General features: G+C 44.7%; 9 protein-coding genes and 1 riboswitch. Of the genes, 6 read left to right on the top strand and 3 right to left on the bottom strand.

The genetic code is table 11. The features are described from left to right. Nucleotides 1-61 precede the first annotated feature (61 nt). The 4 genes from queG (at nucleotide 62) to GQY27_RS17440 (ending at nucleotide 3,827) form a co-directional block, all read left to right on the top strand. The gene (gene queG / locus GQY27_RS17425; protein WP_160036535.1) at nucleotides 62-1,885 is read left to right on the top strand and encodes a tRNA epoxyqueuosine(34) reductase QueG; all 1,824 of its coding nucleotides are present in this window, start codon (nucleotides 62-64) and stop codon (nucleotides 1,883-1,885) included. Nucleotides 1,886-2,008: 123 nt separating this feature from the next. Further along, nucleotides 2,009-2,272 (top strand): YneF family protein, encoded by a 264-nt coding sequence (locus tag GQY27_RS17430; protein WP_160036536.1) that lies wholly within the window; start codon nucleotides 2,009-2,011, stop codon nucleotides 2,270-2,272. 54 nt (nucleotides 2,273-2,326) lie between these two features. Further along, entirely contained in the window at nucleotides 2,327-2,920 is a 594-nt protein-coding gene (gene folE / locus GQY27_RS17435; RefSeq protein WP_160036537.1) for a GTP cyclohydrolase I FolE, read from the top strand. 115 nt (nucleotides 2,921-3,035) lie between these two features. Next, nucleotides 3,036-3,827 carry a lipoate--protein ligase family protein gene (locus GQY27_RS17440; protein ID WP_160036538.1) on the top strand — a complete coding sequence of 264 codons (792 nt, stop codon included), beginning with the start codon at nucleotides 3,036-3,038 and terminating at the stop codon, nucleotides 3,825-3,827. Between the two features lie 125 nt (nucleotides 3,828-3,952). Here GQY27_RS17440 and GQY27_RS17445 read toward each other — a convergent pair whose 3' ends face one another. Continuing rightward, nucleotides 3,953-5,218 carry a superoxide dismutase gene (locus tag GQY27_RS17445; protein WP_160036539.1) on the bottom strand — a complete coding sequence of 422 codons (1,266 nt, stop codon included), beginning with the start codon at nucleotides 5,216-5,218 and terminating at the stop codon, nucleotides 3,953-3,955. 240 nt (nucleotides 5,219-5,458) lie between these two features. Next, nucleotides 5,459-6,466: an alpha/beta hydrolase gene (locus GQY27_RS17450; protein WP_160036540.1), complete on the bottom strand. Its 1,008-nt coding sequence runs from the start codon at nucleotides 6,464-6,466 to the stop codon at nucleotides 5,459-5,461. A 411-nt stretch (nucleotides 6,467-6,877) separates the two neighbouring features. On the opposite strand from GQY27_RS17450, the gene GQY27_RS17455 reads away from it, so the two are divergent. Beyond that, entirely contained in the window at nucleotides 6,878-7,627 is a 750-nt protein-coding gene (locus GQY27_RS17455; RefSeq protein ID WP_160036541.1) for an IclR family transcriptional regulator, read from the top strand. A 117-nt stretch (nucleotides 7,628-7,744) separates the two neighbouring features. Further along, a riboswitch (TPP riboswitch) is annotated at nucleotides 7,745-7,855 on the top strand. A gap of 299 nt (nucleotides 7,856-8,154) precedes the next feature. Next, nucleotides 8,155-9,912, top strand: coding sequence for a phosphomethylpyrimidine synthase ThiC (gene thiC, locus GQY27_RS17460; protein WP_160036571.1), 1,758 nt, complete (start codon nucleotides 8,155-8,157; stop codon nucleotides 9,910-9,912). A gap of 117 nt (nucleotides 9,913-10,029) precedes the next feature. Here the strand turns inward: thiC and acnA are convergent, their stop codons facing one another. After that, nucleotides 10,030-12,756, bottom strand: a complete 2,727-nt coding sequence (gene acnA, locus GQY27_RS17465) for an aconitate hydratase AcnA (protein WP_160036542.1) — start codon at nucleotides 12,754-12,756, stop codon at nucleotides 10,030-10,032. Nucleotides 12,757-12,964 lie beyond the last annotated feature (208 nt).

The raw sequence follows: 12,964 nt of genomic DNA on the forward strand, positions 1-12,964 counted from the left end.
CGATACAACGTATGACAGAAACATACATTATATAACTTAATTTAAACTTAGAGGTGAGAGTATGATTAGCGGACAGTCAGTACCGAGCCCAGATGGACGTTACGAATGGTTGAAGCAAGAAATTATTGCCGCAGCGCCGTCACTCGGTATTGATGATATCGGGTTTGCGGCCGCTGATCCTTTTGTTTCCTTACGTTCAATTCTAGAAGAGCACCGGGCAAAAGGTTATGAATCAGGGTTTGAAGAGCGAGATATAGAGAAACGAGTGAACCCTGCTTTAGATGACGCGAAACCAGCTTCCTTGATTGCGATCGCCATTGCGTATCCATCAAAGATGAAAGATCCACCGAAGTCAGAACCGGGAAAGTATAGAGGGATTTTGGCACGTTCATCTTGGGGACAGGATTATCATCTTGTTCTTCGAGCAGCGATGGATAAACTTTCGGATTTTATTAAGGAAAGAGTTCCAGAAGCTCGCATTGAAAGTATGGTTGATACGGGAGTTTTGGTAGACCGTGCGGTTTCACAGCGAGCAGGTATTGGATTTAGCGGCAAAAACTGTGCCATCATTTCTCCTACGTTCGGATCCTGGATTTTTCTTGGAGAGCTTGTGACGAACATTCCTTTCACACCGGATGAACCGGTTACGGAAGGATGCGGAGAATGTACGAAATGTATTGATGCCTGCCCTACCGGTGCTCTCGTTGGACCGGGACAGCTCAATGCTCAGAAATGTATATCTTTCTTGACACAAACCAAAGGATTTTTGGATGAAGAATATATGAAAAAAATCGGTAATCGGCTCTATGGATGTGATACATGCCAGATTGTATGTCCTAAGAACAAAGGCAAGAACTGGAACCATCATCCTGAATTTGAGCCAGACCCGGAGGTTGTAAAGCCGTTATTGTTACCGATTCTTGATTTAAGCAATAAAGAGTTTAAAGAACGCTTTGGTCACACCTCTGCCGCTTGGCGAGGTAAGAAACCAATTCAACGAAATGCAGTGATCGGACTCGGGAATTTTAAAGATAAGTCAGCTGTACCGAAATTAAGCGAAGTGCTCCTGCGCGATCCGCGGCCTGAGCTGAGAGGAACCGCCGCATGGGCGCTCGGTCAAATAGGAGGGGACGATGCAATGAACACACTAACAAAGGCATCTTTAAGAGAAGAACATGAAACCGTCCTAACAATGATTCAAAAAGCGGGGGAACGTTTAGGTGCTAAACTTCCTGAAATAACAAATAGTGAAGCTGTACTAAGCAGCAGTTCAAGCGAACAACATGGCGAAACTGCTTCAGAGACAGATCATATAGAAAGTAAGATGCCGGGTCAGGCCGAATCCTGGAAGCCAACAACGGTTACAAACCATTCGGGTACGCCTATTTATTATCATGAGATGATGACAGACCTCGGAGAGTTAACATTATGTGCAACGCCGCAGGGCCTCGCACGACTGGATTTTGGTAATTATGCTGTACGTGAAGCTCATTTGCAGCAATGGGCGAGAACATGGATTGGAGAGTATCATTTTGTACGTGATCTCACTCCTTTTAAGGAAGCAGTGTCGCAGCTGGATGAGTATCTAAAGGGTAAACGTAAATCGTTTGAACTAAAGCTCGATCAGCACGGAACTCCTTTTGAAGTTCAAGTGTGGAAAGCACTGGCTGATATTCCTTTTGGTCAAAGTGTATCAAGTTTGGATGTAGCAGATACAATCGGCAGACCAAAAGCAGTACGTTCTGTTGTGGCAGCTATCGGAAAAAATCCGCTGTCTATCATTATTCCACACCATCGTGTAACGGGTAATGAAGGCGGCGTTATCATATATCCAGGCGGATTATCCGTAAAAGAGAAGCTTATGGAGATAGAGAATCAGAATTAGATATAAAAGTGGTAAGATAAACACCAATTTCCGTTTGCTAGCAGCCATTCTACATGCTATGATATCGTTTGTAAAACGTTTTTAAACGATAGGAAATTTAGTTAAAAATAGGGGTGTAGAAGTATGTGGGATATTATCATACCCATTATTACACTAATTGTGGGCTTGATCGGAGGATTCTTTATTGGGGCTTTCTATCTGCGTAAACAGATGGAGAAAATGCAAAATGATCCTGAGGCTTTACAAAAAATGGCTAAGCAAATGGGTTACAATTTGAATAGCAAGCAGATGCAGCGTGCTCAACAGATGATGAAATCCCAGCAAGGTGGTAACGGAGCTGGTAGAATGCAACCGCCTATGCGAAAAAATCAGGGCAGAAAAAGATAGCAGCTGCAATTTGCCTGCCAAATGCCAAATGCGACGGCGGGGAGGTTATACGAAATGGCTGGACTTAAAGATTACGTGAATTCTTCTGTTGCGGATAATCGCGAGCAGATTGAATACCATGTTGAACAAATATTAAAGCTGATTGGTGAAGATACAAACCGTGAAGGTTTGCTTGAGACACCAGCGCGCGTTACTCGTATGTACGAAGAAATTTTTGCAGGTTACGAGGTAGATCCAAAAGATGTACTGGGTGTAACTTTTGATGAGAATCATGAAGAGCTGGTTATCGTCAAAGATATCGTGTTTTACAGCCAATGCGAACACCACATGGCTCCCTTTTTCGGGAAAATTCATATCGGATACGTTCCAAGTGGACAAATTGTCGGTCTTAGCAAACTTGCGAGATTGGTAGAAGCAGTAACTCGCCGTCTTCAGGTGCAAGAACGTATCACATCCCAAATTGCTGATATTTTGGATGAAGCTTTGAAGCCAAATGGTGTGATGGTTGTCGTTGAAGGTGAGCACTTATGTATGTGTGCTCGCGGCATCAAAAAACCGGGCAGCATGACGGTTACATCTGCAACGCGCGGTACATTCCGTGAGAATGCAGCTTCTCGTGCTGAGTTTCTTTCTTTGCTTAAAGGATAATACCGTTGGACGGGCCTTGGCATATGAAGTACGGATCGAAAGCCTTGACCTTTTAGGTCAAGGCTTTTTTGTATGTGTAAACAGATGAAATATACATAAAAAGGAGCAGAATCCCATGTTCGAGGAACTACAGATTTATGAATCTCCGCTCATGAGAAGTTCAGAAGATGTGCTTGCTGCTTTTGCATGGGAAGAAGTGCTGTGTAAGCAGGTTGGACAAGGCCATCCCCCGGTTGCTCATCTATGGAGGCATGAGAATGCACTAGTAATTGGACTTAGAGACCGCAGGCTTAAAGGGGCATCGGGTGTACTGCAGAGCTATGAGACCCGCGGAATCCGTACTTGTGTGCGACCTTCGGGTGGGGCTGCTGTAAAACTTACACCTGGGGTGATTAATGTATCGCTGATCATGCCAAATACAGATCGAGTCATCAATATTCATGAAGATTTTAAGAAGATGGTGAGTTACATACAAGAGGCATTACTGCCTTGGGAAGCTGTAGCCAAAGCTGGGGAAATTGAGGGGGCCTTTTGCCCGGGGGATTATGATGTTAGCATAGCAGGTCGTAAATTTTGCGGGATAGCCCAGCGCCGTTTAGCGAAAGCCTATCTCATTACCGCTTTTATTATTGTAGAGGATCATGGGGATGACCTGGCAGCAGAAGTACGTGAATTCTACGACACTGCGGCGATAGGTGAAAAAGAAGATTATCCACAGGTTGTATCAGGAACGATGGGAGGCCTCCGTGAACTGGCAGGCGTGCCTTCAGCTGAAGCTTACATGAACTCGCTTATTCAAGTTTTTCGTAAGCAGGCGGTACATGTATCTGATACCGAGCCTAAGGTAAGCAGAGAAGAAGTAGAAAAGATGGTTACCCTGCTCAGAGAAAGATATGACCGGGACTAGATCAGGAACATAGAGATGAGAAAAAAGCAGCCTGTGCAGAACCGCACAGGCTGTAGGCTGTATAGAGGTACATTAATTTAAGCTGAGCTGTAACTAGCATCTACTCTACTACACTTTGGTGATAATTAATAAGGTGCCCAGCGTAGTTTACGCGCTTCCATGAATCTTTCGGATACCTCTGGCCAGTAAACGACATTCCACCAGTCCGTGATGTACCTTTTTCGTTCATTCTGATGTTTAAGGTAATAAGCATGTTCCCACACATCGAGAGGAAGCAATGGGACAATATCGTATTGAGACAGATTCTGGTGTTTCTCCGCTTGAAGAATCTCCAGACGATGTGACCTAGGGCTCCAGACAAGGACAGCCCATCCACCGCCTTCTACTTTATTCGCTGCTTCTGTAAAGTGCTTCTTGAACGCTTCATAGCTTCCAAAGTCTTTGCGGATTTGCTCGCCGAGAGAGCCGGTGGGTTTGCCGCCCCCTTTCGGATTCATAATGTTCCAAAAGATTGTATGCAGATAGTGCCCGGCTCCGTTAAATGCAAGTTCCCGTTCCCAATGCTTTACGAGTTCGAAATCTCCATCTTTTCTGGCCTCTTGTAATTTCTTCTCTGCTTTGTTCAGGTCATCCACATAGGTTTTATGATGCTTATCATGATGGATACGCATCGTTTTCTCGTCAATATAAGGTTCAAGTGCATTATAAGCGTATGGCAGAGGAGGGAGTTTGTGCCCGCCGATCGGTACAGGTGATTCTGGAGGTCCTGAAGCTTCTTGAGCGTTTGCTTCAAGTGACACACCAGCATACGTATCTGCTTGTGAAGAAACTGTGGTTGCAGCAGTGAAATCTTCTTCTCCAAGCCGGTCATATCCTGCTACTTCAGGATAAGGGAAGGGTTCTTCATCCCAGTAGTCTCGCTGCTGTGCGTTCGTATACACAGGTTTATTAATTAGATTAGATACTGCATTTGGACGATCCAAAGGTTTTAACTGATTTATGTTTTTTTCACACTGATTTCGAATATACTCAAGTATTACTTTCGCGGAAGGATGCTTTGCTACTGACTCACTGCCGCTTAGTAAATGACCAAGCTGGCGATGAAATTCTTTGGACTGGGAGAAACAAGTCTGAAGCAGAACATCCATCTGACCCAGCATATATTCGTTAGCAGGCTCAGAAACTTCCTTCGTTTTCTTCTTCCAGTCATCTGCTGTGTAGCTTGTTCTCTCAAAAACAGATTTCCATTCATCAAGCAGTTTTACATAAGGGGATTCCAGATTCGGTACAATAGACAGAATAATATCAATGTATTCCTTTTCTGCATCTTTCCAAGAACTAATCTCCTCAAGAACACGCAGTGGTAAATAGGGACCATACTCCAGCTCCATATACGGGTTACCTCCTAAAATAATGGATACCTTCTTTTTTTAAAGTCGCAGCATCTAGTCGAGGACGTTATCTCTTCTATTCCTATTCTTGGAGGGGCTTGGTTTATGATGACTTGTCAAAGAATATGAAACAGGCAAGGGGGATAGTTGGTTAATAGATACAAGCACATGCTGCGAGCTTTTTTTGGATACACAAAAAAGGCACCTTGGTTTAAGGTGCCATCTCAATGAAATATTTTGTTATTGCTGTGCCAGTTGTATATTACCGAGGAACATCGATACTTTTCGTAAGTATTCCTTTGGATGTTCTCTAAAAATAAGCTCATGGTGTGCATCATCTACAATCCATACATCTGAATTGGGATTCGTTTGATTACTAGCGAAAAGTTCAGCCATAGGATAAGGAGCTTTGTCATCCTCTGTACCATGAATGAATAAGATCGGAATGTCATAATCTGTTGTTTTTACTGCCTGATAGGGTATGGAATTCAGACTTGTACCATTAAGAATGGGAAATAACATAGTGAGAATTTGTAAAGTCGGCTGTCTCGGCAAGTCGATCTGATTCTGGATATTATGGTATAAAGTATCTGGCTCGAGCAAGAAGGTGCTGTCGAGGATCATCGCATCAATATCATCCGAGACGAGAGCGGCCTGTAAAGCCGTACCTGCTCCCATCGAAAATCCCCAGACAACGACTTCCTGAGCACCCTTTTGCTTCGCTAATTGTACTGCACCAAGCAGCTGTTTAGACTCTGCTTTTCCTCCTGTAGCAACACCGCGGCTGTTCTGTGAGGCAAATCCGTAGTCAAACATAATGACATTAAAATTTTGCTGGTGAGCGTAATGAGCCAGGTCATACATAGGAATCCAAGATTCCTCCCGATTAGCACCATAACCATGACTCAAAACGATGGTTTTCGAACTGGTTTTCGAACTATCTTCTTCTGCGGGAATATACCAGCCATTCACATTCCGGCTTCCGTCGACAGCAGGAAACGTAACTTCCTCATAAGCCATCCCTTTGGCAAGCATAGGATTTGAGTATACGGGTGCCACTGTTGGATTTGACAGTACCCAGGCTATATAGGCATGAAGAGCAATAAAGCAGAATACAAAAAAGAATATGATGGATAGAATAAGAGCTACAATAATATGTTTAAAACGAATCAACCTTGGTGAGATTGCTGGAGGAATCGTTGATACGTCTCGCTGAAGATGACTATTGCTCTTGGATGTAGGAAACATTCAAAGATCCCCTCCTTCTGGTTAGTATCTTATACCATTTGATCTCTCACGACTAAAGGACTAGTTATTGTAGGATTGTACATAAATTTCCGACAAAGTATGACATGTTCTTCATTAGTTACTTCTTGACTCTCTTGCTATTATTTTTAATCCTATGTTCTACAAGTAGCAAAGTCAATCCATTAAGATGATTTGTTACACAGATGTAATATTCGACAATCTAGTAGTAAAAGGTACTTGTCAAGTGAAGCAAGCCCTAATCTCATAAGAAGAGAAGAGGGCCTTAATAAGAAGATGATATCCTCTAAATGAGATTCATTCTCAATAAATATCTTTACTTTAAGGACGAGTTCTCATATAATTTATGTAACCAGGTTTCACGTGATGAAACATGAAAGGAGCATGGATCCCATGGAAGATCAGGATCGCAAATCAACAGTTCGAGCGGTCGAACGGGCACTGGACATTCTGCTCACTTTTACAGGTCAAACGGACCTTGGGCTAACCGAAATATCCAGCAAGATTGGATTACATAAAAGTACGGTGCATCGACTGTTGTCGACCCTGGAGGAAAGAGGGTTTGTTATCCGTAATCCTGCTACTGAGAAATATCGGCTGGGGATTCGGATATGGGAACTCGCTGCGCATATGTCGCAAAGTGATGATCCCGCTGTGTTGCTGCTCCCTGCAATGGAACAGCTTCGAGATAATCTAGGGGAGACCGTTAGTTTGTATTTAAGAGATGGCATTGAACGTATTCGTGTTCAGGCTGTGCAAAGCAACCAGGCCATTCGCCGGGTCGCTCCTGTAGGAGTTAGACTTCCTTTATCTGTAGGAGCTTCGAGCAAAGTACTTGTTGCTTTTGCACCGCTTGAAGAGCAGGAACAATTAATTAGGCAGTTTGATCCCCAGATCCCTTTTGACAAAGAAACCTATTTAGCGCAGCTTCAAGAGATCAAAGCTTTAGGTTTTGCTACAAGTTATGAAGAAAGAGAGCCGGGAGCGGCCGCCGTTTCTGCTCCGATTTTTGACCGTAAAGGGAATGTGGCAGCGGCTTTATCCGTCTCGGGACCTGTCAGCAGATTATCTCAGGAGACGCTGCATGAATATGGACCAGTGCTTGTGAAAGCGGCAGCTCAGATGGGGCTTATGCTGAGATAGCAACAGCTATCAAGCTGGAATATGTAAATATTAGGTTGTGTTTCTCGTTTTTATGAGATACCCTAATAGAGACCGTTCGTTAGAAGAACGGAAGTGATTTAACACAATAACGTAATAACAACTTACTAGGGGAGCCCGAAAGGCCGGGCTGAGATGGTGTCGCAAGATACCGGACTCTTTGCACCTGATCTGGATCATACCAGCGTAGGGAAGTAATTGGCGATAACATTAGGAGCTTATTCAACCATCTAAATACAGGCAGCTTATTTGATATTAGGAGCCGTGTGAAGACGCGACCTTTGAAAAAATGCCTGTATAAATATATGGAGAGAGTAGGAACAAACTATTGTATAGAAGCCGATTCCCCTAAGGGAGTCGGCTTTTTTTGTTGTCATACACTTCTTGCAGCAAAGGTTCATGTGATTCTTTTACAGGGCGGTAAGCCACTTTGGAGGAGGACGAAAAAGATGAATTTGCAGCAACAAGCTAGTACCAAGAATCGTAAAGAAGAGGGCATTACAGAAGGAATGGGGAGTGAATCGATGTACATTCCTTTTCCTGCGAGCCGTAAAGTGTACAAGACAGGATCCCGGTCTGATCTTGTTGTCCCGGAACGCGAGATAGAGCTTAGTCCCACTCAAACTCCGCAAGGGGTAGAGATCAACGAACCTTTTCGTGTCTATGATACGAGCGGACCGATGGGGGATGCCGATTATGAAGCTGATATTACAAAAGGACTTCCTGCGCTTCGGCATGAGTGGGTATGGGAGCGCGGGGATGTAGAGTATTATGAAGGGCGGACCGTGAAACCGGAGGATAATGGACTGCGGTCAGAACGAAGTGTTCAGCAAGCAGCCGAAGTTTTTCCAGGAGAAGCAAGCAGGCCGCTGCGAGCAAAATCGGGTCAGAATGTGACACAGCTCCATTATGCCCGCAGGGGGATTATTACGCCGGAGATGGAGTTTGCTGCTATTCGTGAAGGGCTGGAACCAGAGTTTGTGCGCGGAGAAATTGCTAGTGGACGAGCGATTCTGCCGGCTAATATCAATCACCCGGAAGCTGAACCGATGATGATCGGAAGAAATTTTCTCGTGAAAATCAATGCAAACATTGGTAATTCCGCTGTTTCTTCTTCTATAGAGGAAGAGGTAGAGAAAATGACATGGGCGGTACGCTGGGGAGCCGATACGGTAATGGATCTATCGACAGGCCGTAACATTCATACCACGCGGGAATGGATTATTCGTAATGCTCCTGTGCCCATTGGGACGGTACCTTTATATCAAGCGCTCGAAAAAGTGAATGGTGAAGCAGATCAGCTGAGCTGGGAAGTGTACCGGGATACTTTGATTGAGCAGGCAGAACAAGGTGTTGATTATTTTACAATTCATGCTGGGGTGCTGCTTAGGTATATTCCTATGACTGCCAAGCGCATGACAGGAATTGTGTCCCGAGGCGGTTCGATTATGGCTGCTTGGTGCTTAGCCCATCATAAGGAGAATTTTTTATATACTCATTTTGAAGAAATATGCGAGATTATGAAGACCTACGATGTTGCCTTCTCGCTGGGTGATGGACTGCGGCCGGGAAGTATCTATGATGCGAATGATGAGGCACAGATGGCGGAATTGGCTACTCTCGGAGAACTTACGCAAATTGCCTGGAAGCACGATATCCAGGTGATGATCGAGGGACCAGGTCATGTTCCTATGCACAAGATTAAAGAAAATGTAGATCTACAGATGGAAATTTGCAAGGAAGCTCCTTTTTACACTCTTGGACCCCTGACGACTGATATTGCACCGGGTTATGATCATATTACTTCTGCTATCGGTGCTGCGATGATCGGTTGGTTTGGTACTTCGATGCTTTGTTATGTTACGCCGAAAGAGCATCTAGGTCTGCCGGATAAGAATGATGTTCGTGAAGGAGTTATCGCCTATAAGATTGCTGCACATGCAGCGGATTTGGCGAAGGGACATATAGGAGCACAGCGGCGTGATGATGCCTTATCCAAAGCACGATTCGAATTCCGCTGGAGAGACCAGTTCCATCTTTCGCTCGATCCAGAGCGGGCGATGTCTTATCATGATGAGACTTTGCCTGCTGAAGGGGCGAAGACGGCTCATTTTTGTTCGATGTGTGGACCGAAGTTCTGTAGTATGCGTATTACCCAGGATATCCGAAATCTTGCTGCTGAAAAGGGAGTGAGTGAGGCTGAGGCGGTTCATGCTGGAATGCAGGAGAAAGCGGCAGAGTACCGAGATAAGCAGTCCTCCTTGTGATTTCTGAGATGCAAGAGGCATTTTAAACGATCTAGCCAGATTGATAAAGAATAAAGCCGCAATTTCCTGCCAAAGGCAAGGGATTGCGGCTTCTTTTATGAAATGAATAAAGAGTGCTTAGACAGTTTGCTCGTCATTTTGCATCAGCTGACGAAGTACAGTTTGCAGAATACCGCCATTGTGGTAGTAATCTACATCCACCATACTGTCAAGACGTGCAATCACTGGGAAATCAAACTCGGTTCCATCTTCTCTAGTTGCCGTTACAGTCAGTTCTTGACCTGGAGTGACATCATTACTGAGACCAACGATATCAAACGTCTCACGACCGTTCAGACCTAGGCTCGACCATCCATAACCTTCTTTGAATTGAAGTGGAAGAACGCCCATACCTACGAGGTTACTGCGATGAATCCGTTCAAAGCTTTCTGCAATAACAGCTTTTACGCCGAGCAGAAGGGTACCTTTTGCTGCCCAGTCACGGGAGCTTCCTGTACCGTATTCTTTACCTGCAAGCACGACTAAGTTTCTGCCTTTTTCTTGATACTTCATGGAAGCATCGTAGATCGACATTACTTCATCGGTTGGGAGGTAAGTCGTTACTCCACCTTCCGTTCCAGGTGCAACCTGGTTACGAATCCGAATGTTGGCAAAGGTACCGCGCATCATGACCTGATGGTTACCACGACGGGAACCGTACGAGTTAAAGTCTTTACGCTCTACGCCGTTTTCTTTTAGATACACTCCAGCAGGACTCGATGGAGAGATATTCCCTGCAGGGGAGATATGGTCCGTTGTAACGGAATCACCCAAGAGAGCAAGAACACGTGCATCACGAATATTTTGAATGTCATTCAGCTCGTCACCAAGACCTTCAAAGAATGGAGGATTCTGAATGTAAGTGGAGTTTTCATCCCACTCATACAGCTCACCTTCCGGAATTTCAATGGCATTCCAGCGTTCGTTCGCTGTAAACACATTTGCGTATTTATTGCGGAACATATCTCTATTCAAGGAAACATTAATAGCTTCTTGAATTTCCGCAGAAGTAGGCCAGATATCTTTCAGATATACAGGCTGATTATCCGTACCATAACCAATTGGATCGTTTTGAAGATCGATATTTACGGTTCCAGCCAGAGCATATGCGACAACAAGTGGCGGTGAAGCCAGGTAGTTCGCTTTTACTTGAGCATGAACACGGCCTTCAAAGTTACGGTTACCCGAAAGTACCGCTGCAACCGTTAAGTCATTGTCTGTAATGGCTTGGCTGACTTCGTCAGGAAGTGGACCGGAGTTACCGATACATGTCGCACAGCCATAACCTGCAACGTTGAAACCAAGTTTCTCAAGCGGCTCTAGAAGTCCGGCTTTTGTCAGATACTCTGTTACTACGAGAGAACCTGGAGTCAGAGAGCTTTTTACATAACCTGGTTTAGTAAGTCCGCGCTCAACTGCTTTTTTAGCAAGAAGACCTGCACCGACCATTACGCTTGGGTTAGAAGTATTCGTACAGCTTGTAATTGCGGCAATAACGACTGCTCCTGCAGAGAGTTCACTCTTAGTACCGTCCGAGTGAGTAACTGATACTTTCTCAGCAATCTTCTCATCACTGAGTCCATATCCGCCTTTATCGACGGGTGTACGTATAATGCCTTCCCAATTTTCTTTCATCTTCGTCAGTTCAATACGGTCTTGCGGACGTTTTGGTCCTGCAAGGCTCGGTACGACAGATGCTAGATCCATTTCAATGGTATCTGAGAAAATAGGGTCTTCTGTATGATTCGTACGGAACATGCCTTGAGCTTTGTAATAAGCTTCAACCAGCTCGACTTGTTCTTCGGGGCGACCCGTATTACGAAGGTAGTTGAGTGTTTCTGTATCAACAGGGAAGTAACCCATGGTTGCACCATACTCAGGAGCCATGTTTGCTACGGTTGCACGGTCAGCAAGGCTGATGTTGGAAAGTCCAGGACCGTAGAACTCGACGAATTTGCCAACCACACCTTTTTTACGAAGCATTTCCGTAACGGTAAGTGCAAGGTCTGTCGCTGTTGCGCCTTCAGCAAGGCTGCCCGTAAGTTTGAATCCGATAACTTCAGGAGTTACAAAATAAAGCGGTTGTCCGAGCATTCCAGCTTCTGCTTCAATACCGCCGACACCCCAGCCGACTACGCCGAGACCATTGATCATCGTGGTATGAGAGTCTGTACCTACCAGGGAATCCGGGAATACAACCGTTTCACCGTCAATCACTTTGGTAGCTGCTACAGAAGCGAGATATTCAAGGTTAACTTGGTGAACAATCCCTGTGGAAGGAGGAACCGCACGGAAGTTATCAAATGCCGTTTGCGCCCAGCGCAAGAACCGATAACGTTCTTCATTACGTTCAAATTCTACTTTAATATTGTAATCCAGCGCGTCGTTTGTTCCGTAAGCATCAACCATAACGGAGTGGTCGATAACGAGATCTACAGGGACGAGCGGATTGATTTTTTTAGGGTCGCCGCCTGCTTTTTTTACCGTATCACGCATCGCAGCGAGATCGACAACAACCGGTACACCGGTGAAATCTTGCAATACAATACGTGCAGGAATGAATGGAATTTCTTTATTGTTATCTTTGCCTTCAGCCCAGCCTGTAAGCTGGCTTACGTGTTCTTCTGTAATTGCGCGTCCATCAAACTGGCGAACGGCAGCTTCTAGTAACACTTTAATAGAGAAGGGAAGTTTAGAGATATCGCCACGACCTTGATCTTGCAAAGACTTGAGGCTGTAGTAACGGTACGTTTTGCCCCCGACTTCAAGCGAACTTGCAGCAGAGAAATGATTCTTTTGAGACATGCATGTACCTCCTAATTGATAATATTCGGATGAGTTCATTTCATAGGTCCATCGTCGTGTGTTTCACTGTGTGAAACGCTATTTCATAAACGGACTTTTGAGTTTAGTATACCGTTTTCAAACTTGTTCGTAAAGGTTTTTTTCAGGGTAAATGTGCTTAGGCCCCGAACATACCCTGGGATACTTTGTCATATAAATGAAAGAAAGG

Origin of the sequence: Paenibacillus sp. An7, assembly GCF_009870785.1 — a bacterium.
Taxonomy (GTDB): Bacteria; Bacillota; Bacilli; order Paenibacillales; family Paenibacillaceae; genus Paenibacillus.

What these genes read in the sequence shown, in the direction of transcription:
- queG (WP_160036535.1), top strand. Translation starts at nt 62, where the DNA reads ATGATTAGCGGACAGTCAGTACCGAGCCCAGATGGACGTTACGAATGG.
- GQY27_RS17430 (WP_160036536.1), top strand. Translation starts at nt 2,009, where the DNA reads ATGTGGGATATTATCATACCCATTATTACACTAATTGTGGGCTTGATC.
- folE (WP_160036537.1), top strand. Translation starts at nt 2,327, where the DNA reads ATGGCTGGACTTAAAGATTACGTGAATTCTTCTGTTGCGGATAATCGC.
- GQY27_RS17440 (WP_160036538.1), top strand. Translation starts at nt 3,036, where the DNA reads ATGTTCGAGGAACTACAGATTTATGAATCTCCGCTCATGAGAAGTTCA.
- GQY27_RS17445 (WP_160036539.1), bottom strand. Translation starts at nt 5,218, where the DNA reads ATGGAGCTGGAGTATGGTCCCTATTTACCACTGCGTGTTCTTGAGGAG.
- GQY27_RS17450 (WP_160036540.1), bottom strand. Translation starts at nt 6,466, where the DNA reads ATGTTTCCTACATCCAAGAGCAATAGTCATCTTCAGCGAGACGTATCA.
- GQY27_RS17455 (WP_160036541.1), top strand. Translation starts at nt 6,878, where the DNA reads ATGGAAGATCAGGATCGCAAATCAACAGTTCGAGCGGTCGAACGGGCA.
- thiC (WP_160036571.1), top strand. Translation starts at nt 8,155, where the DNA reads ATGGGGAGTGAATCGATGTACATTCCTTTTCCTGCGAGCCGTAAAGTG.
- acnA (WP_160036542.1), bottom strand. Translation starts at nt 12,756, where the DNA reads ATGTCTCAAAAGAATCATTTCTCTGCTGCAAGTTCGCTTGAAGTCGGG.